Here is a 25,942-nt window from a genome sequence, read left to right on the forward strand (position 1 = left end):
TCATGCCCCCATCACCTGCCGCACCGCGCCCGCCAGCACCTCCGCCCGCGCCTGGGGCAGCACCAGCGCGCGCCCGCCAGCCTCGGCGGCCAGGGTGGTGGCGAAGGGCTGCGGGCGGGGCGCGGTGTCCACGATCAGCACGGAATGGCCCTCCGCGCGCAGCAGCTTCGCCACGGCCAGCGCATCGGCCTCGGCGGCGGCGCGGCCGCTGCTGCCGTCGCGCGCCATGTTCGCGCGGCCATCGGTCAGGGTCACGATCAGGGGCGTGCGGCCGGCGCGCTTCTCCAGCCGCGCCATGGCGAGTGCGGCATCCAGCCCCGAGGCGAGCGGCGAGGCCCCTCCCCCCGGCAGCCCCGCCAAGGCACGCTTGGCCCGCACCAGGGAATGCGTGGGCGCCAGCAGCGTCTCGGCCGCGGCACCCCGGAAGGCGATGACGCCCACCCGGTCGCGCCGCGCATAGCATTCGGCCAGCAGCATCTCGACCGCGCCCTTGGCCTCAGCCAGGCGGTGCAGCGCGGCCGAGCCCGAGGCGTCCACCACGAAGATCGCCGTGCTCTCGCTGTGCTCGCGGAAGCGACGGATGCGGAAATCCTCGCGGCGGACGGCCACGCGGGCGCGGGGCGGCGCGGGGCGCAGCCTTTGCCAGGGGGCAGCGGCGCGCAGCGTGTCCAGCAGGGCGATGCGGGCCCCGTTGCGCGGCTCGCCCGGGCGGCTGCCGACGGGGCGGCCGCGCTTGAGGGAAATGCGCTCCGCCCCCGTGCGGCCGGAGGAGGGCGCGCGCAGCCGCAGCGTGGCGGCAGCGAGGCTTGCCAGGAGTTGCGCGGGCAGCGGCACCTCGCGCGCCTCCTGCACCACGTCCTCCATCTGGCCGCGCTGCGCGGGGTCCGTGGCGTCATCGGGGCGTTCGGCGTCCGGCTCCTCAGGTGGCGGCGGTGGCGCTTCCTGTTCCGGTGGCAATTCAGGAAGGACCGTGGCCCGGGGGCCCAGCACGAGGCGCACGGCCAGCGTGGCGTCCTCCGCGCTTGGGGCGTCGCGGCCACCCAGCGCCGCCGCGGCGCGGGCCGCGCGCAGGGCCAGCGCGGGCGCGCGCAGGGAAAGGATGCCCGCCGCCATGGCGGTGGCGAGGATGGCCTCGATGATGGGCTCCGGGCTGTCCACGCCCGGCAGGCGGGCCCGCGCCGCGGCGATGGCGGCCGCGTCATGCGGCGCGGGGGCCGGTGGTTCCGACAGGTCCGGGCAGAAGGCCAGCCGGTCCAGCAGCGCGGGCGGCGGGGCCTCGTCCTCTTCCAGCCCTTCGTCCAGCGCCAGCATGGCGTAGCCGTGGCGCTCCTGGCCGGCGTTGAGGCGGGCGGCGGTCGGGCGGGTCAGGCGCTCGGCCATGGGCATGACCAGCACGCCGTCCGCACTCGCCTCCAGCAGCCCCGCGCGCTGCACGGGGCGGCCGCTGGCCAGCGTCGCGGTCAGGTCCAGCCCACCAAGCAGCGCGTCATCCGCGACACCGGGCGGCAGGCGGCGCAGCGCGGTGCCAGAGGGCAGGAGGGATTGCAGAAGGCTGAGCCAGCGGTCGCGCTCCACGCCCGGGCGCGCCCGCAGCACGGCACCGCCAAGCCCCCTCGGATCCACCGCGAGCAGGCAGGCCGCGAGCGCGGCATCCTCGCGCGGGGTGGGCGGGGTCACGGCCCGAAGACCTCCTCGACGGCGCGGGCCACGCGGGTGGTGGCGACCGAATCATCGAGCGGGTTGCGGCGCAGGCGGTGCCGCAGCGCGAGGGGCGCCAGGCGGCGCAGATGGTCCAGCGTCACCTCAGCCGCGCCTTCGTAGGCGGCCAGCGCGCGCGCCACGCGGATGAGCGTCAGTTCCCCTCGCAGCCCATCCGTGCCGGCCGTCATGCACAGGCGCGCGGCCTGTTCCAGCATGGCATCGGGCACCGCCACATGCGGCAGCGCCGCACGCGCGGCCAGGATGCGGGCACGCAGCGCCGCTTCCTCAGGCGCGAAGCGGGCACAGAAGCCGGGCGGGTCACGCTCGAAGGCGTCGCGGCGCTTGATGACCTCCATGCGGGTGGGAAGATCGGTCGGCGTCATCACCTCGACCGAGAGGCCGAAGCGGTCGAGCAATTGCGGGCGAAGTTCGCCCTCCTCGGGGTTGCCGCTGCCGACCAGCACGAAGCGCGCGGGGTGGCGGACGCTGAGGCCGTCGCGTTCCACCACGTTCTCGCCCGAGGCCGCGACGTCCAGCAGCAGGTCCACCAAGTGGTCCTCCAGCAGGTTCACCTCGTCAATGTAGAGGAAGCCGCGGTGCGCTCGGGCCAGCAGGCCGGGCTCGAAGGCCTTCTCCCCCTGGGTCAGCGCCCGTTCGAGATCGAGGGCGCCCACCACCCGGTCCTCGGTCGCACCCAGCGGCAGGTCCACCACGGGCACGGGCACGCTCACGCGCGGGGCGCGGGGCTGTTGGCAGGAATCGCACATCTGCGCGGGCTTGCCCGGCGCGCAGTTGAAGCGGCAGCCGCGAATTGCCTTCATGGGCGGCAGCAGGGCCGCGAGCGCGCGAATGGCGGTGGACTTGCCCGTACCCCGGTCACCCAGCGCCAGCACGCCGCCGATCGCCGGGTCCACCGCGCAGAGGATGAGCGAGAGGGTCATCTCCTCCTGCCCCACCATCGCGGTGAAGGGAAAGACCGGCCGCGGCTTTACCCGCGCCGGGCGGCGCGCCTTGGGTTTCAGGCGCGTCGCGAGGCCATCCATGCTCAGGCGCGCCGCTGGATCTGGAATTCCGTCCAGACCTCGTCCAGCGCCAGCATCAGGTGATCGATGTCGGCATCGGTGTGCGCGGGCGAGGGCGTGAAGCGCAGGCGCTCCGTCCCGCGCGGCACCGTCGGGTAGTTGATGGGCTGCACATAGACGGAGTAGCGCTCCAGCAGCAGGTCGCTGATCTCCTTGCAGAGCACGGCATTGCCCACCATGACGGGCACGATGTGGCTCGGGTTGCGCAGATGCGGGATGGAGAGGCCATCGAGGCGGCTGCGGACCGTGGCCACGCGTTCGTGCATCCGCTGGCGCTCCTCCGCGCTTTCCTTGAGGTGCTGGATGCTGGCCGTGGCGCCGGCGGCGACGGCCGGCGGCAGCGCGGTCGAGAAGATGAAGCCCGAGGCGAAGCTGCGCACGAAATCCACCATGGCGGCGGAGCCCGCGATGTAGCCGCCGATCACGCCATAGGCCTTGGCCAGCGTGCCCTCGATGACGGTGAGGCGGTGCGCCACGCCGTCACGCTCGCTGATGCCGCCGCCACGCGGGCCGTAGAGGCCCACCGCGTGCACCTCGTCCAGGTAGGTCATGGCGCCGAACTCATCGGCCAGGTCGCAGATGGAAGCGATGGGGGCGACGTCGCCATCCATCGAATAGACGCTCTCGAAGGCGATCAGCTTGGGGGTGTCGGCCGGCAGGGCCGCGAGCTTCTCGCGCAGGTCGGCCAGGTCGTTGTGCTTCCAGACGATGCACTGCGCGCGGGAGTGGCGGATGCCCTCGATCATGGAGGCATGGTTCAGCTCATCCGACAGCACCACGCAGCCGGGCAGCTTGGCGGCGAGGGTGGAGAGCGTGGCCCAGTTCGACATGTAGCCGGAGTTGAACAGCAGGGCGGCTTCCTTGCCGTGCAGGTCCGCGAGCTCCTTCTCCAGCAGCACATGGTAGTGGTTGGTGCCGCCGATGTTGCGCGTGCCGCCCGCCCCTGCCCCGGCGCGGTCGATGGCCGTGTGCATCGCCTCCAGCACCTTGGGGTTCTGGCCCATGCCCAGGTAGTCGTTCGAGCACCAGACCGTCACCTCGGCCGTGCCGCCCGGGCGGTGATGGACCGCGCGCGGGAAGGACCCCGCCCGGCGTTCGAGGTCGGCGAAGACGCGGTAGCGGCCCTCGCGGCGCAGACCGTCGAGTTGCTTCCGGAACAGGGCCTCGTAGTTCATGGCGACAACCTTTCCTTCTTCGTTCATGGCCGCAGCGGCAGGGAGGCGGGCTCGTTGCGCGGCGGGCGCAACGGGGCCGGTGGGTGGGCGGAGGCCGGCCGCCCCCAGGTCCAGAGGCCGTCCAGCGGCAGCGGCAGCATCAGGAACCAGTGTTCGATGACGGCCAGCGCCAGCAGGGCCGCCAGCAGCGTATAGGCCGTGATGAGATAGGGGTCATCGGCCTGGACGGCGGCCAATGCCAGCAGCACTGCCACCACCGTCCCGCCCGTCACCGAGAAGGGGAACAGCCAGTTCATCGGCCGGCGGCGGAAATAGCTGGCCAGGTGCGCGAGGTGCGGCGGCAGCATGGCCTCGCCCAGGTTCCGGGCGCCCAGGAAGATGTTGATCTTGGCCGATTGCCGCATCACCCAAAGTGCCAGGTAGGTCCAGAGCGCCATCTGGTTGGGCGCGTCCCACAGCAGCGCCAACAGCACCAACCCCAGCGCCAGCATGGCCAGCTCATTGTGGATGATGGCGGAAAGGGCCGCGCGGAAGCGCGGGAAGCCCTCCGTGCCCTCGGGCAGTGGCGCGCGGTTGGGGCCAGTGACGACGCCGGTCAGGAAGGCGATCTCCTGCCAGGCCCAGACCAGCACCCCGCAGGCGAAGCCCGCATAGGCGCTGGCCATGGTGGTGCGTTCGGACAGCGTCACGACGCAAAGCAGCGCGGCCCCCAGCATGAGGGTCGCCCCCCACATGGTGCGCCGGTAGGTGTGGCGCGGCAGCTGGTCCAGCATGAACACGAGCGCCGTGCCAAACCACCACACGAACACCGCGAACAGGCAGGGCCCGACGTATTCCACCGCGCGCTTCCCTCAGTAGGCCGGGCTCAGCCGGATTTCGGCCGGCAGGGGGGCGCGGCGGCCGGGCATGGCCAGCAGGCGCAGGAAGGTGGCGCCGGCGGCGGCGCTCAGCGCCGTGCGCTTGGTGGCGGCCCAGGCGCCCTTCTGCGCGCGCAGCTGCCCCAGCTGTTCCGAGATGCGGAACAGACGGTCCAGCCCCGCCTTGAAGGCGGGCCTGTCCCAGGCCAGCGTGATGGGGAAGACCTGCTTGCAGATCTCGGTCGTCTTGTCGAACACCTGCATGTCGTATTCGGTCGGCGTCATGCCCAGCGCCTCGTGGAAGGCCGGGCGGGCGTGGTCGCGGACATACATGGTGGCGAAGACCGCCAACTGGAAGAACTTGGCCCAATAGGCATTGATGCCCGTCAGCAGCGAGGGGTTCGCGCGCATCAGCAGGGCGAAGGCCTCGCCGTGGCGGAACTCGTCATTGCACCACTTCTCGAACCAGTTGAAGATCGGGTGGAAGCGGCGCTCCGGGTGCTTCTCGAACTGGCGGAAGATCGTGATGTAGCGGGCGTAGCCGATCTTCTCGGACAGATAGGTCGCGTAGAAGATGAACTTGGGCCGGAAGTAGTGATACTTCTTCGCCTTGGTCAGGAAGCCCAGATCCACGCCGACGCCGATATCCTTCAGGCTGTCATTGATGAAGCCCGCATGGCGCGCCTCGTCGCGGCTCATCACCGCGAACAGCTCCTTGATGTCGGGGTTCTTGATGCGCTTCTTGATCTCGGCATAGAGCACGCAGCCCGAGAATTCGGCGGTCACGGAACTCACCAGGAATTCCACCACCTCCTTCTGCAAGGGCTCCGGCAGATCCTCCAGGCGGAACTGGTCGAACTGCTCGTTGCGGACGAAATGGCCCTTGTTCGGGTCCGCGCGGAACTCGTCCATCAGCTTGTCCCACTCCGGGCGGATGGAGCTGACATCCAGCGCGTCCATCGCCGCGAAGTCGGTGGTGTAGAAGCGCGGCGAGAGCACCGTCTCGGTGCTGGCCATGCGCGTGGTCTCGTTCAGCACGCGCGGGGTGGACCCGGTCACGGCGTTCATGCGCCATACTCCTTGGGTTCGAAGCCGCAATGGTACAGCTCGGCCAGTTCGGCGAAGGCCGCGACCTCGGTCCAGAGCTGGGTGAAGGGGCCGGCGCGATAGACGGTGGCCGTCGTCTCGTAGGTGGTGGCCGTGCCGAATTCGGGAAGGCCGGGCGGGTTGTTCACCACCACCCGGTCGCCGGGGCGCAGCGTGATGCCCTCGGGCACCGCATGCGCGTGCAGACTGTCGAAACTCTGCTCGATCTCCACGGTGCAGGGCACGGTGATGACGCGCGGCCCGGACAGGCTCTCCCAGAAAGCCCCCAACGCCTTCTTCATTGTGTCTCTCCTTGGGCTGTCAGCAGCCGGGCGAAGATCCCGGCATTGGTGGAGCCGAAGGCCGTCAGGTCCACACGCCGCCCGGTGGCGACATCATCCAAGGTCAACTGGCCATCCCGCCAGGCGGACACCCGGAAGGGCATTTCCTGCCCTTGTTCTTCCTGCCGACGCTCCCGCGCCAATGCCCGGAGCGTACCACGGACGAAGCCACCCTCCGCCACCGGAAACCGCGCCAGCACCGAATGATTCGCCGCATCCCGGATGACAACGGAGCCATCCGGACCATCCTCGAAACGGACCATGCGCTCACGCAGCGGGGTTTCGTTCGGGCGGGTAATGAGCGCGCGGTTCTGCTGCGGCCCCACCAGCGCGAGCGTCCCCGCGATCACGGTCCCGCAGGCCAGCAGCGGCAGGAGGTGGCGGCGGTCCATCATCCGGTCCATCTCAGGCCACCGCTTCGCCAGGCAGGCGCACCGGACGGCGCGGCGGCTCGGTGACCGCGGCCGGCACCGGCATCTGCGCCGAGGCCGCCAGCATGCGCGAGAGCACCTGCGACGCGCCCGCACTCACGGGCAGGCCGCGCAGCATGGGCTCGGGCCGACCCATCCGCCAGGGACGCAAATGCGGCCAGAGCGCCACCATCGAGACCCGGTGCTCGGGCAGCAGGGCCAGCACGATGTCCTCGGTGCCATCCGCATGGCGCCGCACGGAGGCCGACTGCACCGCGCTGAAAGGGATGTTGATGGTCATCGGCAGCGCCACGCCGACCCGCATCACGATGCGCCGGTTGGTGATGGTGTAGAGCGTGGACCGCGCCGCCGCCCGCCCGATGAAGGCCAGGATCACGAGGCAGAGGCTCGCCAGCACCACCGACAGGGAAGGCCCGGCCAGCGCCGCCAGCAGCGAACCGCCGGCCATCATGGATTCCACCAGGTGCCACGCCACCAGCGCCAGGAAGTAGAAGCCAAGCCCCTTGAGGTGCATGGCGCGCCGCGCGAAGGGCCACCAGGCGGGAGAACCCTGCCAGATGATGCCCTCGCCGTCGGGCAGGCGTTCGGGCAGGCCAGGCACGGGTTCGATCTCGTGTTCGGGCATCCCGGGAATGTGCTGGTCTTTCATCGAAACCTTCCTCCAGCCTTCTGGCATGGACAATGTTGGAGGGTTCCAGGGGATCGCCGCCTTGATGCGGCGCAACCCCTGCCCCCTCGGCAGTTCCCGGCGCGCCGGCCGCGCGCCGGGCTTGGGCCCTCAGATGAAGGGCTCGCTGCGCTCGCGCTTGGCATAGAACTGACCGCCGGCGCAGTAGGCCGCCACCTTGTCCTCCTCGAGGAGGGTGATGGTGTCGGGGTTCTTCAGCGTGGGCGCGGTCTTGAAATGCTCGGCCAGCAGCGACCGCACGCGGATCACGTTGCGGGCCGAGTTGATGGTCATCATCGGCACCGGGATCATGACGCGGCGGAAGCCCATCTCGGTCGCGACCTCGACCTCGAGGAAGCGGAAGATGGCCTCGGACTTGTCGTACCAGATGTCCACGCACACGCCGGCGGGCTGCCAATCGGCGTCCACCACCGTCATGCCGCGCGGGTCGGGGTCCTCGGGGTCGATGGTCACGTCGGTGGCGACGCGCAGCGGCACGATCTTGGGCAGGCTCTCATCGAAGGTGAGGTCCGGCACATCGGCGCGCAGCGCATAGGCCGCGGGGCCCACGCCGTCGATCATCGGGTTGCCGGTCGGGATCAGCGGCGCGCCCGGCGTCGGGTCGGCCCAGACGGCCGCGATGGGCGGCTGCGGGTCGCCGTCATTGCGCGGCGCCTGGACGGTGCCGCCATGGGCCAGCTTGAAGATCTTGGGCGTGGGCACACCGGGGAAGCCTTGGGGGCGGTCATTCGGCTTGCCCGGCGTCACCAGCGGATAGCCTTCGCGCTTGCTCTCCCGGTTCAGGTAGAGGATCAGCCCCAGGAAGAAGACCCAGAAGCCATAGAGCGCGGCCGTGACGAGGTCGAAGCCCGCGAAATATGAGCCAGGTTGCATGGCACTCTCTCTCCTTTCGCCCTAATGGGCGGTCTGCGGTGCTGCGGCACCGCGCGGTTCTGCAAGGGATTCCGGGACAAGCGAGCCCCGGACGAGCGGGCCGATCGCGATGATGCCCGCGAACAGCACGACGATCTCGATGAGGTAGACGGTGCAATAGCCAACCGCCGGGCCGGTCAGCGCCGGGCCAAGCGCACCCGCTTCGGCCAGGTGGCTCACCACGTCGCGCACCAGGCCGCCCAGCGCGATGGCGATGCCGGCACTCGTGGCCTGCGCCGCGCCCCAGATGCCCAGCGTCAGGCCGATCTTGTCGGGTGGTGCCGCCTGCATGCAGCTGGTCAGCGTGCCATGGGCGAAGAGGCCACCGCCGAAGCCGATGAGCAGGGAACCGAGGGCGAACATCAACGGGCTGTCGAAGGGGGCGGCCAGCATCACGCAGGCGAAGGCCAGCGTGCCCCAGCCCATGCCATAGCCCGCGATGCGGTTGGCGCAGGCGCCGCGTCCGATCCATCCCGAGGCCAGCATGAAGCCATTGACCCCGCCAAAGGCGAAGAGCGCGGTGAGCAGCGTGGTCGTGCCGACCTCGAGGCCCAGGATTTCGCCGCCATAAGGCTCCAGCAGGATGTCCTGCATGGCGAAGCCGAAGGTGCCGAGGCTGATGGCCACGATGCGCCGCATCCAGGGACCGGTGGACTTCAACTCGCGCCAGGCCTGGCGGAAGCTCGGGTCTTCCGGCAGCGCGGCTGAGCGCGCGGGGTCGCGCACCTCCTGCTTCCAGATGGCGACGAAGTTCAGGATCATGGTGGCGCCGGCCACGCCCTGGATGACCTGGATCAGCTTGATCTGGCTGAACGGCGTCAGCAGCAGGCCGAAGACCAGCGCGCTGCCCAGCATGCCCAGCAGCAGCATCACGGACATCAGCGCCACGACCTTGGGCTGCTTCTCGCGCGGCGAGATGTCGGTGGCGAGAGCGAGGCCCACCGTCTGCGTCATGTGCATGCCCGCGCCCACCAGCAGGAAGCAGATGGCCGCGGAAAGCTGGCCGGCGATGGGCGGCGCCCAGGTGTCCCCGGACAGGATCAGCAGCGCGAAGGGCATCATCGCGAAGCCGCTGAACTGGAAGATCGTGCCGAACCAGAGATAGGGCACGCGCCGCCAGCCCAGCACGGATTTGTGATTGTCCGAGCGGAAGCCGATCAACGCGCGCAGCGGCGCGAAGACCAGTGGCAGGGCCACCATCACCGCCACCAGCCCCGCCGGCACGCCCAACTCCACGATCATCACGCGGTTCAGCGTGCCGATCAGCAGCACCGCCGCCATGCCCACCGAGATCTGAAAGAGCGACAGGCGCAACAGCCGGCTCAGCGGCACATCGGCCGAGGCCGCATCCGCGAAGGGCAGCATGGACGGGCTGATCTTCATCCATTGCCGCGCCAGGCTGAAGCCCTGCGTGCTCATCGCCGCACCCATTCATAGGCGTGGGAGGTGTAGAAGCCGCTCTTGATCCGCCGGTGCCGGCCGGCAGCAAAGCCAGCGAGGCGCGGATCGGCCGCGATCAGGCGGCGCAGCTTGGCTTCCGCCAGCGGCTCGATGAAAGGCGCGCGGTCGCTGCGCGGGAACATGCGGCCCACGGCGTGCATCACCGACAGCAACGGCGTCTGCGGGGCCACCGTGAAGATCAGCGACCCCCGGCAGCGCGGCGCCACCCGCGCCAGCGCGTCCACGATGTCGGCGGGCTTGTAGTGAATGAGGCTGTCCATTGCCACGATGTGGTCGAACTGGCCCAGCGTCTCGTCCAGCATGTCGCCCACCCGGAAATCAGGCTGGTTGCCGCCCAGATGCGCGGCGCGGTCACGGGCGTGTTCGATCAGCGTGCCGGCCAGGTCCACGGCCACCACTTCGGCGCCGCGGCGGGCGGCCTCATTGGCCAGGGCGCCGGTGCCGCAGCCGGCGTCAAGCAGGCGCAGCCCCGTCATGTCATCCGGCAGCCAGGAGAGCAGCGTCTCGCGCATCGCGTTGCGGCCGGCGCGGACCGTGGCGCGGATGCCGCTGACGGGCGCTTCCGAGGTCAGCCGCGCCCAGTTCTCGGAGGCGGTGCGGTCGAAATAGGTTTCGAGTTCGCCGCGCCGCGCGGTGTAGGTGCCGCTGTGCATCAGTCGTACCCCAGCAGGTCGAAGATGTCGCGATCCTTCAGCGCCTCGGCCTCCACCGGCTCCACCCCGGCCCAGAGGCTGGCGGCGATGCGGAGATATTCCTGCTGCACCGCCTCGATCTCAGGCGTCGCATCCATCTCGAACAGCGTCTGCTTTTTGAGGCGCGAGCGGCGGATGGCATCGAGGTCCGGGAAATGCCCCAGCAGCTTCATGCCGGTGCGCTCATTGTAGCGCTCGATCTGGTCGGTGGCCGCGCTGCGGTTGGCGATGACGCCGCCCAGCCGCACGCCGTAATTCTTCGCCTTGGCGTGGATGGCGGCGACGATGCGGTTCATGGCGAAGATGCTGTCGAAGTCGTTGGCGGCGACGATCACGCCGCGGTCCGCGTGCAGCAGAGGGGCGGCGAAGCCGCCGCACACCACGTCGCCCAGCACGTCGAAGATCACCACATCGGTGTCTTCCAGCAGATGGTGTTCCTTCAGCAGCTTCACCGTCTGGCCCACGACATAGCCGCCGCAGCCCGTGCCGGCCGGTGGGCCGCCCGCCTCCACGCACATCACCCCGGCATAGCCCTCCACCACGAAATCCTCGGGACGGAGTTCCTCGGCGTGGAAATCGACGCCCTCCAGCACGTCGATCACGGTGGGGATCATGCACTTGGTCAGCGTGAAGGTGCTGTCGTGCTTGGGGTCGCAGCCGATCTGCAGCACGCGCTTGCCGAGCTTCGCGAAGGCGACCGAGAGGTTCGAACTGGTCGTGCTCTTGCCGATGCCCCCCTTGCCATAGACTGCGAAGACCTTGGCGGTGTCGATCTTGGCCACCTGGTCCATGTGCACCTGGACGCTGCCAGAGCCATCGCCAACCTTTTCGCGATTCGAGCCACGGATGAGCTCCGTGCGGACGATCTTGTTCATGCGGCCATCTCCGGCGTGATCCCCTCAAGGCGATCTTCGAGTTCCTCTCCCGCGCGTCGCAGCGCCTCGAGCGTGGCTTCGTCCGGCGCCCAGTAGCTGCGCTCGGTGGCCTCGATCAGGCGGTTCGCGATCTTCACGGAAGCGGTCGGGTTGAGTGCGGCCAGGCGCGCGCGCATCTCGGGGTCGAGCATGTAGGTCTGCGCCAGGTGCTGATAGACCCAGGGCGCCACCTGGCCCGTGGTGGCGGACCAGCCCATGGTGTTGGTCACGTGCTCCTCGATCTGGCGCACGCCCTCATAGCCATGGGTCAGCATCGCCTCGAACCATTTCGGGTTCAGGGCGCGGGTGCGGCTTTCCAGCGTGACCTGCTCGGCCAGTGTGCGGATCTTGCCCGCGCCGCGCGTCTGGTCGCCGATATAGACCGCCGTGTCCTTGCCACCGCGGGCGCGGCGGGCGGCGCGGCTGATCCCACCCAGGCTGTCGAAGTAGTGGCTGATGGTGGTGATGCCGCTCTCGACGCTGTCGAGGTTCTGGTAGGCGCATTCCACCGTGCCGAGCAGATGCGCCATCGTCGCCTCCTGGCGGCGGGGGTGCCCGTCCACGCCATAGGCGAAGCCCTTGCGCTTCATGTAGGTGTCGGCCAGTTCGTCCTCATCCTGCCAGGCGCCGTTGTCCACGGTGAGGTTGACGTTGGCGCCATAGGTGCCCTCGGCATTGCCGAAGACGCGCAGCGCGGCATCCTCCAGCGAGATGCCCTTCTCCGCCATCAGCGCCAGCGCGTGCTTTCGGATGAAGTTCAGCTCCGTGGGTTCCTCGGCGCCGGCGGCGAGGAAGGCGGCCTCCGCCAGCAGCTTCGTCTGCATGGGCAGCAGGTCGCGGAAGATGCCCGAGAGGCTGATCATCACATCCACCCGCGGCCGGCCCAGACGCTCCAGCGGCACGAGCTGCGCGCCGCAGACGCGGCCATAGCCATCGAGCCGCGGCTCGGCGCCCATCAGCCACAGCGCCTGCGCGAGCGGCCCACCCTCGGTCTTGAGGTTGTCGGTGCCCCAGAGGACGACGGCGATGGTCTCGGGCAGCGCGCCGCTGGTCTCGACATGGCGCGCCAGCAGGCGTTCGGCCTGGCGCGCGCCATCCTCCACCGCGAAGGCGGAAGGGATGCGAAAGGGATCGAAGCCATGGATGTTGCGGCCGGTGGGCAGCACATCGGTGGTCCGCAGCAGGTCGCCACCCGGCGCGGGGCGGACATAGCCGCCGTCCAGCGCGTGCAGGATGGCGGGGATCTCGTGGTCCTGCGCCAGCAGCGCGTCGAGCCGCGTGCGCTCGGCCATGTCCGTGACACCGGCGGCGTCCAGCAGTTCCACGCGCTGGGCAGGCGTGTGCGCCACGCCCAGGCTGTGCAGGCCGTGCGGGATCAGGGTGTATTCCAGCTCCAGCAGGTCGTTCGCCAGCTTGTGCAGCCGCGCCACGATGCCCTCCAGCGGCCATTGCGGCTCGGCCTCGGCCAGGTCCACCGCGGCGGCCTGGGCCTGGAGCATGGTCAGCATGTCGGTCGCATCGCCGCTCTCGGGCTCGAGAGCGCGCCAGCGGTCGAGGCTGGCCTTCAGGTCCAGCAGGCCGCGATATAGCCCGGCATGGGCCACGGGCGGCGTGAGGTAGCTGATCAGCGTCGCATTCGCGCGCCGCTTGGCCAGCATCCCCTCCGACGGGTTGTTGGAGGCGTAGAGGTAGAAATTGGGCAAATCCCCGATCAGCCGGTCCGGCCAGCAATCCTTGGACATGCCGGCCTGCTTGCCGGGCATGAATTCCAGCGCGCCATGCGTGCCGAAATGCAGCACGGCATCAGCGGAAAAATCCTCGCGCAGCCAGCGGTAGAAGGCGGCGAAGGCGTGGGTGGGGGCGAAGCCCTGCTCGAAGAGCAGGCGCATCGGGTCGCCCTCATAGCCGAAGCCGGGCTGCACGCCGACGAAGACATTGCCGAAGCGCTCGCCCAGGATGTGCAGCGTCGCGCCGTCCGTCTGCAGGCGGCCGGGCGCGGGGCCCCATTGCCGCTCGATCTCCGCGAGCCAGCTCTGGCGGCGCACATGCTCGTCCACCGGCATGCGCGCGGCGACATTGGCCAGCGCGCCGAAGCGCTCGCGGTTGCCGTTCAGGATGCGCTCGCGCAGCATATCCACGCTGGCGGGCAGGTCCACGCTATAGCCCTCGGCCTTCATGGCGCGGAGCGTGGCGAAGATGCTGTCGAACACCGCGAGATAGGCCGCCGTGCCGGTATTCCCCGCATTGGGCGGGAAGTTGAAGATGACGAGGCCCACGCGCCGCTCGGCCCGCGCCTTGCGCCGCAGCGCCACCATCCGCGCCACGCGCTGCGCCAGCGTCACCGCGCGCTCGTGGTGAGGGACCATGTTGCCCTTGCAGCGGATGCCGTCGCAGCCCGGACAGCGCTGCTTCAGGTCATCCGTGCCGCAGCGACCGCCGAAGGTCATCGGCATGATGGCGCCGTCGAGCTCAGGGATGGCCACCATCATCGTGGCCTCGACCGGCGTCAGGCCGCGATGATCGGCCTGCCAGTCCACGATCGTCTGGAATTCGAGGGGGTGGGCCGCGATGTAGGGCACATCGAGCTTCGCGAGCATTTCCTCGGCCGCGCGGGCGTCGTTGTAGGCCGGCCCGCCCACCAGCGAGAACCCCGTGAGCGACACCACCGCATCCACGATGGGCTGTCCGTCCTTGAGGAAGAAGCGCTCGATGGCGGGGCGCTGGTCGAGGCCGGCCGCGAAGGCCGGCACCACGCTGAGCCCCTTGGCCTCCAGCGCCTCGATCACGCCGCGGTAATGCGCCGCGTTGTCCGCCAGCACATAGGAGCGCAGCAGCAGCACCCCCACCCGGCCTTGTGCGCCCGCCTGCGGCAGCTGCGCGACATTCTCCGCGATGCGGCCGGGCAGGCCGGGGTGATAGAGCCCCACATCGGGGTATTCCACCGGCGCGCCCACCAGCAGCTTGGCATGGCCGCCATAGCGCTGCACCAGCATGCGCGCCAGGTTCGCGATGTTCTCGGCCGAGCCCGCCAGCCAGTATTGCAGGGCCAGCATGTAGATGCGCACGTCCTGCGCCGTGCCGGGAATCCAGCGCAGCAGCTTGGGCAGCATGGCCAGCGTCTTCATCTGGCCGCGGCCGGAGGTGTTCTTGCCCTTCGACCCGCGCAGCTTCTTCAGCAGCGCCATGGCGCCACGCGCCTCGGTGGACATGTCGAACTTGCCCAGCCGCGTCATCTTCACGATCTCGCCCGCCGAGAGCAGGCAGACGGTGGCCATGGTGGCATCGCGCCTGGCCGCGATCGCGTCCTGCACGGCGCGCACATGCTCATCGAGGAACAGCATGCCGGCCACCAGGATGTCAGCGCGCGCGATGTCGGCACGGCAGGCGGCCAGCGCCACCGGGTCGCTGCCCCATTCATCGGCCGAATGGACGATTAGCCGCACACCCGGGCAATCCCGCAGCAGCATCTCGCGCGCGCGGTCCACCGCCTGGCCGAGATGGCTGTCCATCGTCACGAAGACGAGATGGAGGGGGCTACCGCGAGTAATGAGCTTTTGCGTCATACAGGGTCTCGACGGTGATGGTGGCGACGCCGCGTTCCCGGGCGAAGGCTTCCGTGTTCCGACGGGCCTTGCCCCGGACGAAGAAGGGGATCTTTTTCAGCTCGGCCTCGGCGTCCGGCGCCCAGCGCGTTTCGGCAGGCGCTTCCAGCACGGCCACGGCCTCGACCATGGGCGGCGCCTCGCGCACGGGGGGCGCCGCGGGGGCCGCCTTGTGGCCCAGATGCGAGGGCGCCTGGTCGTTGAACTCGAAATCCTCGCGGAACATCCCGATCAGGTGTTCCTCCAGGCCCATCATCAGGGGATGGACCCAGGTGTCGAAGATCACATTCGCGCCTTCGAACCCCATCTGCGGCGAGTGGCGCGCGGGGAAGTCCTGCACATGGACGGGCGCCGAGATCACGGCGCAGGCCACGCCCAGCCGCTTGGCCGTGTGGCGCTCCATCTGCGTGCCGAGAACCAGCTCGGGGTGCGCGTCGGCGATGGCCTGCTCCACCGCCAGGTAGTCATCGGTGATGAGCGCCTCCAGGCCCAAAGCCTTCGCGGCCTCCCGCACCTCGCGCGCCTGCTCGCGCGAATAGGTGCCGAGGCCCACCACCTCGAAGCCCAGCTCCTCGCGCGCCACGCGGGCGGCGGCCACGGCGTGGGTCGCGTCACCGAAGATGAAGACGCGCTTGCCGGTCAGGTAAGTGCTGTCCACGCTGCGCGAATACCAGGGGAGGCGGCTTTCCTCGGCGGCGAGCATGGCCGTGGCATCCAAGCCCGCCAGCGCGGCCACTTCCGCGATGAAGTCGCGCGTGGCGCCCACACCGATGGGCACGGTCCTGGTGAAGGGCTGGCCGAGGTTGCGCTGCATCCAGGACGCCGCGACGCCCGCCGTCTCGGGGTAGAGCACCACGTTGAAACTGGCCTCGCCCAGCCGCGCAAGATCGGCTGGCGTGGAGCCCATCGGCGCCACCACATTGACCGTGATGCCGAGCCGCGCGAGCAGCCCGCACACCTCCTTCACGTCGTCGCGGTGGCGGAAGCCCAGCGCCGTCGGCCCGAGCACATTGCAGGTGGCCGGGCGCTGCTCGGCCTTCACCGCGAAGCGCCGCACCAACTGATAAAACGTCTCGGCCGCGCCCCAGTTCTCCTTCTTGGAGTAGGAGGGCAGTTCCACCGGCACCACCGGCACATCCAGCCCCGCCGTGGCCGCGAGGCCGCCCGGATCGTCCTGGATCAGCTCCGCCGTGCAGGAGGCGCCGACGATGAAGGCCTGCGGCTTGAAGCGCTCGGCCGCGTCCAGCAGGGCGCGCTTGAACAGTTCCGCCGTGTCGCCGCCGAGGTCCCGTGCCTGGAAGGTGGTGTAGGTGACGGGCGGGCGCTTGGAGCGCCGCTCGATCATGGTGAACAGCAGGTCCGCATAGGTGTCGCCCTGGGGCGCGTGCAGGACGTAGTGCAGCCCCTCCATGCCGGTCGCGACACGCATCGCCCCCACATGCGGCGGGCCTTCATAGGTCCAGAGCGTGAGCTGCATGGCCTCAGACCCTCAGCATGTCGCGGCGCGCGAAGGGGCGCGCGAAGAGGCTGGCGAGGTCCGCCGCCTGGTCGTAGCCCTGCACCGGGGTGAAGACGAGCTCGATGGACCACTTGGTCGTGATGCCCTGCGCCTCCAGCGGGTTCGCGAGGCCAAGCCCGCACACCACGAGGTCCGGCCGCGCCGCCAGGCAGCGATCGAGCTGGCGTTCCACATCCTGCCCTTCCGACAGCGTGGCCGCGGCGGGCAGCAGCGGCATCTCGGCCGCCAGATGCGCGCGGTGCAGGTAGGGTGTGCCGATCTCGACGGCCTCCATCCCGCATTCGCGCGTGAGGAAGCGCGCCATCGGCACCTCCAGCTGCGAGTCGGGGAAGAAGAAGATCCGCTTGCCGGCCAGCCGCGCGCGGGGGCCTTCCAGCGCCGCGCGGGCGCGGGCTTCGGCGGCGGCGGTCGCTTCGGCGAAGCGGCCGGCGCCGACACCCATCGCCTCGGCGCCGGCGCGCAGGAAGGCGGTGGTGCCCTCCGCGCCCAGCGGGAACAGCGCCGGGATGTGGCGGGCGCCACGCGCGTCCAGCAGCCGCGCCGTCTCGGCCAGGAAGGGCTGCGCCAGGAGGTAGCGCGTGCCCTGCCCCACGGCCGGCATCTCGCCGGCACGACGCGCCGGCAGGAAAGCGATGTTCGTGATGCCCATGGTGGCGTAGAGGCGGCGCCACTGGTCCTCCACCACCTCGGCCAGCGCGCCCACGATGACGAGCTGCGCCGCATCCGTGGCGGGCAGCTCGGGCACCAGCGCAGCGAGGCAGGCATCCTCGCCCTGGGTGAAGGTGGTCTCGATCCCCGACCCCGAATAGTTCAGCACCCGCACACCGTTGAAGCGGCGATCGAGGCGCTGCGCGGCGCGGTGCAGGTCGAGCTTGATGACTTCGGAGGGGCAGGACCCCACCAGGAACAGCAGCTTGATGTCCGGCCGGCGCTCCAGCAGCCGGGCCACGTTGCGGTCAAGTTCCTCCTGCGCGTCGGCCAAGCCCGCGAGGTCGCGCTCATCCAGGATGGCGGTGGCGAAGCGCGGCTCGGCGAAGATCATGACGCCGGCGGCCGATTGCAGCAGATGCGCGCAGGTGCGGCTGCCCACCACCAGGAAGAAGGCGTCCTGGATCTTGCGGTGCATCCAGACGATGCCGGTGAGGCCGCAGAAGACCTCGCGCTGGCCGCGCTCACGCAGGACGGGGCGGGTGTCGCAGCCGCTGGCGGGGACGTGGTCCAGCATGGCGCTCAGGTGCCCCGCGCCTGCAGCCGCGCCATGCGCAGCTTCCACACGAACTGGCCCGCGTTGATGACGTAGGCGGCATAGGCGGCCAGTGCCAGCCACATCTGGAAGTAGGTGTCGCCCCAGGCGAACAGCAGCGCGCCGAGATAGGCGGTGTGCAGGGCCAGGACCAGCATGGAGAACACGTCCTCCCAGAAGAAGGAGGGCGCGAAGAGGTACTTCCCGAAGACCACGCGTTCCCACACGCAGCCCGTGATCATGATGGTGTAGAGCACCAGCGTCTTCACCACGACCGAGGCCTCGGCGGCCCAGAGCCCCTGGCCGGTGGCCAGGTAGTTCAGCACCAGGCCGAGGCTGACCAGGAACACCAGGAACTGCACGGGGGCGAGGATGCCCTGCACCATCGTCCAGGGTGTCGCGTCCCGGCGCACGCGCTCCTCGGGCGTATAGAGAGGGCGTGGGGCGCGCTGGCGGTGGGTGCGGCCGGCGCTGGTGCCGTAAGGGCAGGAATCCACCGCGGCGATGAGACGGTCGAGAACCGGGCCTGACAGCATGTCTTGACTACCCCTCCGCATCGGAACCGCTTCTCGTGCCGCCGCCTGCCCGCTTGGGCGAAACCGGGACGGGGCCTGGGCCCTCCCTCCGGATTCCGGCGGCCGGATCGCTCCGAACGGGTGAAAGCTAGGAGGCCGGAACCGCGCATGTCAAGCAAGATTGACGTAAAGATGCGTTGACAGATAGGACGCGTTCCGCCGATGATCCGGGCGTCAGGGAACGGTCCGAGGGCGGATAATGCTGCACACACAGGCCAGGGTCGCGCCACCGAAGCGCTCCACGCCGTACCGCGGCAGCAACGCGACCGCCGTGCTCGAACGCCGCATCCTGCGCCTCACCTCCCATATCGAAACGGCGCTCAGCCGCGAAATCCTGCCCCGCATCGGCGAGGCCCGCGAGGCCGCGGACCAGTCCGAGACGGAACGCCTGGCCCGCCTCGCCATTGCCGGAAATGCCGAGGCGCTGCTGGCCGCTGTCAGGGCGAAAAGACAGCAGGGCGACAGCGCCGAATCGCTCTGTCTTGTCACCTTGACAACAGTGGCGCGTGAGCTGGGCGACTGGTGGAAGCAGGACCGTTGCGGCTTCGTCGAGGTCACGCTCGGCATGCTGGCGCTGCAATCCGTCCTGCATGACCTCGCGCCTTCGCTGGCCGGCGGCAAGGTGGGTTCGCAGCGCCGCTCGGCCCTGATGCTGCCCATGCCGGGCGAGCAGCACAGCTTCGGCATCGCCATGGTGGCGGAGTTCTTCCGCGCCGGCGGCTGGCATGTCGCGCAGGATTGCGGCGGGACGGAGAAGGAACTGCGTCGCCGCGTCTCACGCGAATGGTTCGGCGTGGTGGCGCTGTCCTGTGGCGTCTCGGAGCGCCTGCCGGCCTTGCCTGGGCTGATCGCCTCGATTCGCACCCATTCCTTCAACCCTGACGTGGCGGTCATGGTGGGCGGTGCCGCCTTCCAGGACGACGCCGCGAAGGCGGCCATGGCGGGGGCCGATGCCACCGCAGATGACGCCGCCGGGGCCCTCGCGCGCGCGGAGGGCCTCGTGAGCTTGATGGCCGCGCATTCATGATGTTCATGCCATGCCTCTCCCCTCATCCCCAAAAGGAACAAGCCGCACGTGTTGGGTTTTGGTACCCCGAGCCAGTCGCTGGGGGTCATGGATGCGGAGGCTGCCTCTCGCCTCATCGCGGCGGCGGCTGACGCCACGCTCGTGATGGACGGTGCGGGAGTGATCCGCGACATGGCCTTCGGCAATGCGGACCTGGCGGCAGCGCTGGGCGGGCGCAAGGCGTGGCTTGGCCGCGCGCTCGCCGACGCCGTTGCCGAGGACAGCCGCTCCAAGGTTCATGACATGCTGGGCGAAGCTTCGGCCCAGGACATGCCGCGCTGGCGGCATCTCAATCTGCGTGCGGCGGATGGTGCGTCCATTCCGTTACTTTGCGCGGCCAACCGGCTGCCGGGCACCGACCGCGTGGTGCTCTTCGCGCGTGATCTGCGGCTGCTGGCCTCCCTGCAGCAACGCCTCGTCGAGGCGCAGCAGGCCATGGAGCGCGAATACGGCAGGCTGCGCCAGGCCGAGACACGCTATCGCCTGCTCTTCCAGATGTCGGGCGAGCCGGTGATGGTGCTGGATGCCGCGAGCCTGCGCGTGCTGGAGGCGAACCTTGCCGCGGATCGCATCTTCGGCGCCCAGCCCTCCTTCCTCGACGCCTTCGCGCCCGAGGACCGCGCGCGGGTCGAGGCGCTGCTCGCCACCGTGCGCGCCGCCGGCACGGCCGAGGAGCGGCGCGTCTCCATGCGGGGCACCGGGCGCGAAGCGCTGCTCTCGGCCTCGCTGCTGCGGCATGAGCGCAGCTCGCTCTTCCTGGTGCGCCTCGCCTTCCTCGGCGGCGAGGCGGGTGAGAACCCCATCCCGGAATCGCGCGCCCGCCTTGCGGATTTCGTGGAGAGCACGCCCGACGCCTTCGTGCTGACGGCCGCCGATGGGCGCATCATCACCGCCAACCCGGCCTTCCTCGAACTCGCGCAACTGCCCAACGAGGCGACGGCGCGGGGCGAGGAACTCTCCCGCTTCCTGGGCCGCCAGGCGGTGGAGCTGGACGTGCTGCTGGCGCAGGTGCGCGGGCGTGGCCCCGTGCGGCTGTTCCGCACCCGCATCCGCGGCGACCAGGGGGCGGAGGCGGAGGTCGAGGTCTCCGCCGCCTCCGTGCTCGATGGCGGGCAGCAATGCTTCGGCTTCACCATCCGCGACATCGGCCCCCGTCCCGCCCCCATCGAGACCGGCCCGCCCACCCTGCCCGCCGCGGCCGGCCAGCTCACGGAACTCGTGGGCCGGGTGCCGCTGAAGGAGCTGGTGCGCGAAGCCACCGACGTCATCGAGAAGCTGGCCATCGAGGCGGCGCTTGAGCTCACGAACAACAACCGCGCCTCCGCGGCCGAGATGCTGGGGCTGTCGCGGCAGTCGCTGTACGTGAAGCTGCGCCGCTACGGCATCGGCGACCTCGGCCCGGACGAGGAGAGCTGAGCGCGATGTCCGGCCGAACCCTCACCCGCCTCGACCCCTCCGCGGTGCTGGAGCTGTTCAAGCCCGTCACCTGGTTTCCGCCGGTCTGGGCGTTCCTGTGCGGCGCGGTGGCCTCGGGCGCCAGCTTCGAGGGGAAGTGGGGGTATCTGGCGCTCGGCCTGCTGCTGGCCGGGCCCATGGTCTGCGCCACCAGCCAGGCGGTGAATGACTGGTTCGACCGGCATGTGGACGCGATCAACGAGCCCGACCGGCCCATCCCTTCGGGCCGCATCCCGGGGCGCTGGGGCCTCTACATCGCGATCTTCTGGTCCGGCATGTCGCTGCTGGTGGCGGCGGCGCTGGGCCCCTGGGGCTTCGGCGCCACGGTGGTGGCGCTGATCCTGGCCTGGATCTACTCGGCGCCGCCGCTGCGCCTGAAGCTGAATGGCTGGCTGGGCTGCACCGCCACGGGCCTCTCCTACGAGACCCTGCCCTGGATCACGGCCGCCGCCATCATGGCGGGCGGCGCGCCACGCCCCGAGATCCTGCTGATCGCGCTGCTCTACGGCATCGGCGCCCATGGCATCATGACCTTGAACGATTTCAAGGCCATCGAGGGTGATCGCCGCACCGGCATCAACTCCCTGCCCGTCCTGCTGGGGCCGGAGCGCGCGGCGCTGGTGGCCTGCTGGATGATGGCGGTGCCGCAGCTGGTGGTGGTCGGAATTCTCTTCGCCTGGGGCGCGGTATTGAGCCCGATCATCATCCTGGCCCTCATCGGCGTGCAAATCTGGGCCATGCGCCGGATGTTGACCGACCCCCGCAAGCTCGCCCCCTGGTACAACGCGACCGGCGTGGGACCCTATGTGCTGGGCATGCTGGCCGCCGCCTTCGCGCTGAGGGCCCTGGCATGAACGGGCTCTCCTGGGTCTCCATCATCCGCCTCGGCCTCGTGCAGACGGCGCTGGGCGCCATCATCATCATGACCACGACCACGCTGAACCGCGTGATGGTGGTGGAACTGGCCCTGCCCGCCACCCTGCCCGGCCTGCTGGTCGGCATCCATCACGGCGTGCAGATGCTGCGGCCGCGCCTGGGCTATGGCAGCGACATGGGCCGGCGGCGCACGCCCTGGATCATCGGCGGCATGGCGGTGCTGGGCGCGGGCGGCGCCACCGCGGCGCTGGGTGTGGCGCTGATGGGCAGCCTCTTCGTCCTGGGTGTCGCGGTGGCGGCGCTGGGCTTCTTCCTGGTGGGGCTGGGCTCGGGCGCGGCCGGCACCTCCCTGCTGGCGCTGGTGGCCGCCAAGGTCGCGCCGCAGCGCCGCGCGCCGGCCGCCACCATCCTCTGGGTGATGATGATCGCGGGCTTCGCGGTGACGGCCACCACGGCGGGCCGCTTCCTCGACCCCTTCTCGCCCGAGCGCCTTGTGGCCGTCACCGCCATCATCTCGCTCATCGCGGTGTGCATCGCGACGCTGGCGGTGCGCGGGGTGGAGAATTCCGTGGCCACGCCGCCCGCGCCCCGCACCGTCGCCACCGGCCCCAAGCCCAGCTTCCGCGCCGTGCTGGGCGAGGTCTGGTCCGATGCCACGGCGCGGCGCTTCACCATCTTCGTCTTCGTCTCGATGCTGGCCTACAACCTCAGCGATCTGATCATCGAGCCCTTCGCGGGCCAGGTCTTCGGCATGACCATCGGCCAGTCCACCACGCTCGCCGGGCTGCAGAACGCCGGCACGCTGGCGGGCATGATCGTGATGGCCATCTTCGGCAGCGGCGTGCTGGGCGCGCGGCTGGCCTCGCTGCGCGGCTGGATGGTGGGGGGCTGCATCGGATCCGGCGCCATGCTGGTGGCGCTTTCCGCCACGCCGGAAATGGAAGCCCCGCCGCTCACGCTGATCTACATGGGCCTCGGCTTCGCGACCGGCGCCTTCGCCGCCGCCGCCATCGCCAGCATGATGCAGCTGGCCGGCGCGGGCCGTGCCGGGACGCGCATGGGCCTCTGGGGCGCGGCGCAGGCCATCGCCTTCGCCATCGGCGGCTTCGCGGGCGCCGTGCTGGCCGACATCGCCCGCGCGGCGCTCGGCAGCGCGGCGGCGGGCTATGGCGCGGTCTTTCTCTTCCAGGCCGGGCTTTTCCTGGTGGCCGCCGTGCTGGCGGCGCGGCTGACGGTGGCCCCCCGGCCCCTCTTCCCCATTCCGCCCCTGAAGGAGGCCGTCACGTGACAGCGGAAACCTATGACGTCCTTGTCGTCGGCGGCGGACCTTCGGGTGCGACGGCGGCCCATGACCTGGCGCGGGCCGGCAAGCACGTCGCCATGCTGGACCGCGCGGGGCGCATCAAGCCCTGCGGCGGCGCCATCCCTCCCCGCGCCATCCGTGACTTCGCCATTCCGGACTACCTGCTGAAGGCGAAGATCACCTGCGCCGACATCATCTCGCCCAAGGGCAAGCGCGTGCCTATGCCGGTCGAGAATGGCTATGTCGGCATGGTGGACCGCTGCGAATTCGACGAATGGCTGCGGGTGCGCGCGACCGAAGCCGGCGCCGAGCGCATCACGGGCGATGCCACCGCCCTGGAACGCGACCCGGACGGCGTGGCCGTCATCGCCGTCGAACCCAAGGAAGGACCCGCCCAGCGCATCCGCGCGCGCATGGTGATCCTGGCCAATGGCGCGCGCAGCGACCTGGCCCGCCAGGCCATCCCGGGCCAGGCCCATCCGAAATGCGTCTTCGCCTATCACGAGATCGTGAAGGTGCCCGAGGACACCGCCGCCCGCGGGACCTACGAGGCCACCCGCTGCGACGTGATCTACAACGGCCGCACCAGCCCCGATTTCTACGCCTGGATCTTTCCCCATGGGGACAGCGCCAGCATCGGCACGGGCAGCGCGCGCAAGGGCTTTTCCCTGCGCGGCGCGACGGCCGAGGTGCGTGAACAGCACGGCCTGGCCGGTTTCGAGACCATCCGCCGCGAAGGCGCGCCCATCCCCATGAAGCCGCTGAAGCGCTGGGACAATGGCCGCGACGTGGTCCTGGCGGGCGACACCTCGGGCGTCGTCGCCCCCGCCTCGGGCGAGGGCATCTACTACGCCATGCTGGGCGGGCGGCTCGCCGCCGAGGCGGTGCAGATGGCACTCGCCACCGGCGATGCGGCGGCGCTGAAGACCGCGCGCAAGCGCTTCATGAAGGACCACGGCAAGGTCTTCTGGATCCTCGGGATCATGCAGACCTTCTGGTACCGGACCGACTGGACGCGCGAGCACTTCGTGAAGATGTGCGAGGACAAGGATGTCCAGCGCCTGACCTGGGAATCCTACATGAACAAGGAACTGGTCCGGAAGGACCCCCTGGCGCACATCAAAATCTTCTTCAAGGACATGGCCCATCTGCTCGGGCTGGCGAGGGCTTAACACATGGATCTGGCTCACCCCCACCACGCCCGCGCCCGCGCGACACGGCATCATGGCCCCACCCTTCCGCTGAAGGTCGGCACGCGCGGCTCACCCCTCGCCCTCTACCAGACCCGGCATTTCCTCGACCTGATCCGCAGCGTCTGCCCCATCCTGCGTGATGTGGAGGCCTTCGAGGAACACGAGATCAGCACGGCCGGCGACCGCATCCAGGACCGGCGCCTCGCCGAGATCGGCGGCAAGGGCCTCTTCGCCAAGGAGATCCACGAGGCGCTGCTCGATGGCCGCGTGGATTTCGCGGTGCATTCGCTGAAGGACCTGGAGACGGAGCTTCCCCCCGGCATCGTCCTCGCCTGCACCCTGCGCCGCGAGGACCCGCGCGATGCCATCGTGCTCGGCACCGCCTGCGAGGGCACGGCCGAGGCCGCCTGCCGCGCCGGCGCCTCGCCCTTCTCCGCCCTCCCCTTCGGCGCCTTGATCGGCACCGCCTCCGTGCGGCGCCAGGCGCAGCTTCTGCACGCCCGGCCGGACCTGCGCTGCGAGGTGATCCGCGGGAATGTGCAGACCCGCCTCTCGCGCGTCGGCACGGGTGAGTTCGACGCCTCCCTGCTCGCCATCGCGGGGCTGAAGCGACTGGAACTCGACCACCGCGCGGGCGTGGTCATCAGCGAGGACGACATGGTGCCTGCCGCCTGCCAGGGCATCATCGGCGTCACCGTCCGCGCCGATGACGTGGAACTGCACGAATTGCTCAGCGCCATCTGCGACACCGAATCCCGCGCGGTCAGCCTGGCCGAGCGCGCCTTCCTCGGCGCGCTGGACGGGTCTTGCCGCACGCCCATCGGCGGCCATGCGCGGCTGCTGCCCGATGGCGGCATCCATCTGACGGGCCTCGTCGCGCGGGCCGATGGCAGCTTCCTGCTGCGCCGGACGCTGACGGGCCACGCCACGGATGCCGTGGCGCTGGGCCAGGCGCTGGGCGAGGAATTGCTGACCGACAGCCCGGCGGACATCTTCGGGTAGGAGGCACCCTGCGAGGGGGCCCTGCCCCCTCGCGCTCCCCCGCCAGGGAACTTGTTCCCTGGACCCTTGGGACTTGGTGGGATTTGGAGGGAGGGGCCAGGTGCGCCCGTCACCCCGGGCGCTCGCGCGACGCCCCTCCCCCCAAATCCCACAAGATCTCAAGAAGGGGTCCGGGGACCAAAAGTCCCCGGCGGGAGGGTTCGGGAGGGCAGCGCCCTCCCGCAGCGCCCCCTACACCCGACGTGCCGCCGCGACTGCCGCCTCGCTGCCCACGCCGACCATCCAGGACCAGCCGCGCAGCAGGGCGCCGACCACGCCCGCATGGCGTTCGCGCGCCTCGTCGCGGTGGTGGACCTCCTCCTCCTGGCAGCGGGCCAGCATGGCGCGGAGTTCGGGGAAGATGCCCTCCGCGTCCAGCCGGTCAATCTGCTGCTGGTAATGGTGATCCACGAAGCTCTCGACCGCATCAATGGTGGCATAGACGGCGCGCGGCCCCAGCAGGGCCGGCAGGGCGCCCGTGACCCAGCCCGCCACCCGCCAGATGGGCAGCAGGCGGGAGCGCTGGGCGGGCGGCAGCTCGGCCTCCAGCAGGCGCAGATGGCCCTGTTCGGTGGCCATGTGGCGCTCGGCGAAGTCGCGCAGCTCGGCGTCGCGGCAGAAGGCCAGGATGCCGCGGTAGATCATCACGGCGCCCGTCTCGCCCGCATGGTCGGAGCGGAGTTCGGCCACCAGCCAGTCCGGATAGGTGCTCATGCGCGACCACATGGG

23 protein-coding genes are annotated in these 25,942 nt (G+C 70.2%); 6 read left to right on the forward strand and 17 right to left on the reverse strand.

Translation table 11 applies throughout. From position 1 onward, the window contains the following. The 16 genes from ICW72_RS04270 to bchF all read right to left on the reverse strand — a co-directional run bounded on the left by ICW72_RS04270 (position 1) and on the right by bchF (position 18,240). Entirely contained in the window at positions 1–1,677 is a 1,677-nt protein-coding gene (locus ICW72_RS04270) for a magnesium chelatase subunit D (RefSeq protein WP_191085091.1), read from the reverse strand. Beyond that, a complete protein-coding gene (gene bchI / locus ICW72_RS04275; RefSeq protein WP_191085092.1) occupies positions 1,674–2,744 on the reverse strand; it encodes a magnesium chelatase ATPase subunit I in 1,071 nt (356 codons plus the stop codon). The genes ICW72_RS04270 and bchI overlap by 4 nt, the downstream gene beginning before the upstream one ends. A 2-nt stretch (positions 2,745–2,746) precedes the next feature. Then, positions 2,747–3,958, reverse strand: a complete 1,212-nt coding sequence (gene hemA / locus ICW72_RS04280) for a 5-aminolevulinate synthase (RefSeq protein WP_191085093.1) — start codon at positions 3,956–3,958, stop codon at positions 2,747–2,749. A gap of 23 nt (positions 3,959–3,981) precedes the next feature. Continuing rightward, on the reverse strand, positions 3,982–4,797 hold the full coding sequence (gene puhE, locus ICW72_RS04285) for a putative photosynthetic complex assembly protein PuhE (RefSeq protein ID WP_191085094.1): 816 nt from the start codon (positions 4,795–4,797) through the stop codon (positions 3,982–3,984). Positions 4,798–4,809: 12 nt separating this feature from the next. Beyond that, positions 4,810–5,883, reverse strand: coding sequence for a magnesium-protoporphyrin IX monomethyl ester (oxidative) cyclase (gene acsF, locus ICW72_RS04290; RefSeq protein ID WP_191085095.1), 1,074 nt, complete (start codon positions 5,881–5,883; stop codon positions 4,810–4,812). Then, positions 5,880–6,203 carry a hypothetical protein gene (locus ICW72_RS04295; protein WP_184383207.1) on the reverse strand — a complete coding sequence of 108 codons (324 nt, stop codon included), beginning with the start codon at positions 6,201–6,203 and terminating at the stop codon, positions 5,880–5,882. The genes acsF and ICW72_RS04295 overlap by 4 nt, the downstream gene beginning before the upstream one ends. Further along, positions 6,200–6,646: a photosynthetic complex assembly protein PuhC gene (gene puhC, locus ICW72_RS04300; protein WP_191085096.1), complete on the reverse strand. Its 447-nt coding sequence runs from the start codon at positions 6,644–6,646 to the stop codon at positions 6,200–6,202. The genes ICW72_RS04295 and puhC overlap by 4 nt, the downstream gene beginning before the upstream one ends. Position 6,647: 1 nt before the next feature. Beyond that, positions 6,648–7,322 carry a photosynthetic complex putative assembly protein PuhB gene (puhB, locus tag ICW72_RS04305; protein WP_191085097.1) on the reverse strand — a complete coding sequence of 225 codons (675 nt, stop codon included), beginning with the start codon at positions 7,320–7,322 and terminating at the stop codon, positions 6,648–6,650. 129 nt (positions 7,323–7,451) lie between these two features. Further along, a complete protein-coding gene (gene puhA, locus ICW72_RS04310) occupies positions 7,452–8,234 on the reverse strand; it encodes a photosynthetic reaction center subunit H (protein ID WP_191085098.1) in 783 nt (260 codons plus the stop codon). Positions 8,235–8,255: 21 nt separating this feature from the next. Further along, positions 8,256–9,692: a BCD family MFS transporter gene (locus tag ICW72_RS04315; RefSeq protein ID WP_191085099.1), complete on the reverse strand. Its 1,437-nt coding sequence runs from the start codon at positions 9,690–9,692 to the stop codon at positions 8,256–8,258. After that, positions 9,689–10,387, reverse strand: coding sequence for a magnesium protoporphyrin IX methyltransferase (gene bchM, locus ICW72_RS04320; protein WP_191085100.1), 699 nt, complete (start codon positions 10,385–10,387; stop codon positions 9,689–9,691). The genes ICW72_RS04315 and bchM overlap by 4 nt, the downstream gene beginning before the upstream one ends. Then, complete coding sequence (gene bchL, locus ICW72_RS04325; RefSeq protein ID WP_191085101.1) at positions 10,387–11,301, reverse strand: ferredoxin:protochlorophyllide reductase (ATP-dependent) iron-sulfur ATP-binding protein; 915 nt, start codon at positions 11,299–11,301, stop codon at positions 10,387–10,389. Before bchL ends, bchM begins: the two co-directional genes overlap by 1 nt. Then, a complete protein-coding gene (locus ICW72_RS04330) occupies positions 11,298–14,849 on the reverse strand; it encodes a magnesium chelatase subunit H (protein ID WP_232370797.1) in 3,552 nt (1,183 codons plus the stop codon). Before ICW72_RS04330 ends, bchL begins: the two co-directional genes overlap by 4 nt. Positions 14,850–14,874: 25 nt before the next feature. Next, complete coding sequence (bchB, locus tag ICW72_RS04335) at positions 14,875–16,419, reverse strand: ferredoxin:protochlorophyllide reductase (ATP-dependent) subunit B (protein ID WP_191085103.1); 1,545 nt, start codon at positions 16,417–16,419, stop codon at positions 14,875–14,877. A 4-nt stretch (positions 16,420–16,423) separates the two neighbouring features. Then, positions 16,424–17,686 (reverse strand): ferredoxin:protochlorophyllide reductase (ATP-dependent) subunit N, encoded by a 1,263-nt coding sequence (locus tag ICW72_RS04340; RefSeq protein WP_191085104.1) that lies wholly within the window; start codon positions 17,684–17,686, stop codon positions 16,424–16,426. Between the two features lie 5 nt (positions 17,687–17,691). After that, positions 17,692–18,240, reverse strand: a complete 549-nt coding sequence (bchF, locus tag ICW72_RS04345; protein ID WP_191085105.1) for a 2-vinyl bacteriochlorophyllide hydratase — start codon at positions 18,238–18,240, stop codon at positions 17,692–17,694. Between the two features lie 310 nt (positions 18,241–18,550). On the opposite strand from bchF, the gene ICW72_RS04350 reads away from it, so the two are divergent. From ICW72_RS04350 to hemC, 6 genes are read left to right on the forward strand one after another with little or no spacing between them, the layout of a single operon-like run. Further along, positions 18,551–19,306 carry a cobalamin B12-binding domain-containing protein gene (locus tag ICW72_RS04350; RefSeq protein WP_191085106.1) on the forward strand — a complete coding sequence of 252 codons (756 nt, stop codon included), beginning with the start codon at positions 18,551–18,553 and terminating at the stop codon, positions 19,304–19,306. A gap of 51 nt (positions 19,307–19,357) precedes the next feature. Then, a complete protein-coding gene (gene ppsR, locus ICW72_RS04355) occupies positions 19,358–20,761 on the forward strand; it encodes a transcriptional regulator PpsR (protein WP_456300176.1) in 1,404 nt (467 codons plus the stop codon). A 5-nt stretch (positions 20,762–20,766) separates the two neighbouring features. Continuing rightward, entirely contained in the window at positions 20,767–21,654 is an 888-nt protein-coding gene (gene chlG, locus ICW72_RS04360) for a chlorophyll synthase ChlG (RefSeq protein WP_191085107.1), read from the forward strand. After that, positions 21,651–22,964 (forward strand): BCD family MFS transporter, encoded by a 1,314-nt coding sequence (locus tag ICW72_RS04365; RefSeq protein WP_191085108.1) that lies wholly within the window; start codon positions 21,651–21,653, stop codon positions 22,962–22,964. Before chlG ends, ICW72_RS04365 begins: the two co-directional genes overlap by 4 nt. Then, entirely contained in the window at positions 22,961–24,151 is a 1,191-nt protein-coding gene (locus ICW72_RS04370) for a geranylgeranyl diphosphate reductase (RefSeq protein WP_191085109.1), read from the forward strand. The genes ICW72_RS04365 and ICW72_RS04370 overlap by 4 nt, the downstream gene beginning before the upstream one ends. A gap of 3 nt (positions 24,152–24,154) precedes the next feature. After that, on the forward strand, positions 24,155–25,174 hold the full coding sequence (gene hemC, locus ICW72_RS04375; RefSeq protein WP_191085110.1) for a hydroxymethylbilane synthase: 1,020 nt from the start codon (positions 24,155–24,157) through the stop codon (positions 25,172–25,174). Positions 25,175–25,405: 231 nt separating this feature from the next. Here hemC and ICW72_RS04380 read toward each other — a convergent pair whose 3' ends face one another. Beyond that, positions 25,406–25,927, reverse strand: a complete 522-nt coding sequence (locus ICW72_RS04380) for a demethoxyubiquinone hydroxylase family protein (RefSeq protein WP_223880817.1) — start codon at positions 25,925–25,927, stop codon at positions 25,406–25,408. Between the last annotated feature and the right edge of the window lie 15 nt (positions 25,928–25,942).

The sequence above is a fragment of the Roseococcus microcysteis genome, from assembly GCF_014764365.1.
Taxonomy (GTDB): domain Bacteria; phylum Pseudomonadota; class Alphaproteobacteria; order Acetobacterales; family Acetobacteraceae; genus Roseococcus; species Roseococcus microcysteis.

Excerpts from the sequence above, each read along its gene's own strand:
- bchI (WP_191085092.1), bottom strand. The coding sequence starts at position 2,744 with ATGGATGGCCTCGCGACGCGCCTGAAACCCAAGGCGCGCCGCCCGGCG.
- hemA (WP_191085093.1), bottom strand. The coding sequence starts at position 3,958 with ATGAACTACGAGGCCCTGTTCCGGAAGCAACTCGACGGTCTGCGCCGC.
- acsF (WP_191085095.1), bottom strand. The coding sequence starts at position 5,883 with ATGAACGCCGTGACCGGGTCCACCCCGCGCGTGCTGAACGAGACCACG.
- ICW72_RS04295 (WP_184383207.1), bottom strand. The coding sequence starts at position 6,203 with ATGAAGAAGGCGTTGGGGGCTTTCTGGGAGAGCCTGTCCGGGCCGCGC.
- puhC (WP_191085096.1), bottom strand. The coding sequence starts at position 6,646 with ATGGACCGGATGATGGACCGCCGCCACCTCCTGCCGCTGCTGGCCTGC.
- puhB (WP_191085097.1), bottom strand. The coding sequence starts at position 7,322 with ATGAAAGACCAGCACATTCCCGGGATGCCCGAACACGAGATCGAACCC.
- puhA (WP_191085098.1), bottom strand. The coding sequence starts at position 8,234 with ATGCAACCTGGCTCATATTTCGCGGGCTTCGACCTCGTCACGGCCGCG.
- ICW72_RS04315 (WP_191085099.1), bottom strand. The coding sequence starts at position 9,692 with ATGAGCACGCAGGGCTTCAGCCTGGCGCGGCAATGGATGAAGATCAGC.
- bchM (WP_191085100.1), bottom strand. The coding sequence starts at position 10,387 with ATGCACAGCGGCACCTACACCGCGCGGCGCGGCGAACTCGAAACCTAT.
- bchL (WP_191085101.1), bottom strand. The coding sequence starts at position 11,301 with ATGAACAAGATCGTCCGCACGGAGCTCATCCGTGGCTCGAATCGCGAA.
- ICW72_RS04330 (WP_232370797.1), bottom strand. The coding sequence starts at position 14,849 with ATGGACAGCCATCTCGGCCAGGCGGTGGACCGCGCGCGCGAGATGCTG.
- bchB (WP_191085103.1), bottom strand. The coding sequence starts at position 16,419 with ATGCAGCTCACGCTCTGGACCTATGAAGGCCCGCCGCATGTGGGGGCG.
- ICW72_RS04340 (WP_191085104.1), bottom strand. The coding sequence starts at position 17,686 with ATGCTGGACCACGTCCCCGCCAGCGGCTGCGACACCCGCCCCGTCCTG.
- bchF (WP_191085105.1), bottom strand. The coding sequence starts at position 18,240 with ATGCTGTCAGGCCCGGTTCTCGACCGTCTCATCGCCGCGGTGGATTCC.
- chlG (WP_191085107.1), top strand. The coding sequence starts at position 20,767 with ATGTCCGGCCGAACCCTCACCCGCCTCGACCCCTCCGCGGTGCTGGAG.
- ICW72_RS04365 (WP_191085108.1), top strand. The coding sequence starts at position 21,651 with ATGAACGGGCTCTCCTGGGTCTCCATCATCCGCCTCGGCCTCGTGCAG.
- hemC (WP_191085110.1), top strand. The coding sequence starts at position 24,155 with ATGGATCTGGCTCACCCCCACCACGCCCGCGCCCGCGCGACACGGCAT.
- ICW72_RS04380 (WP_223880817.1), bottom strand. The coding sequence starts at position 25,927 with ATGAGCACCTATCCGGACTGGCTGGTGGCCGAACTCCGCTCCGACCAT.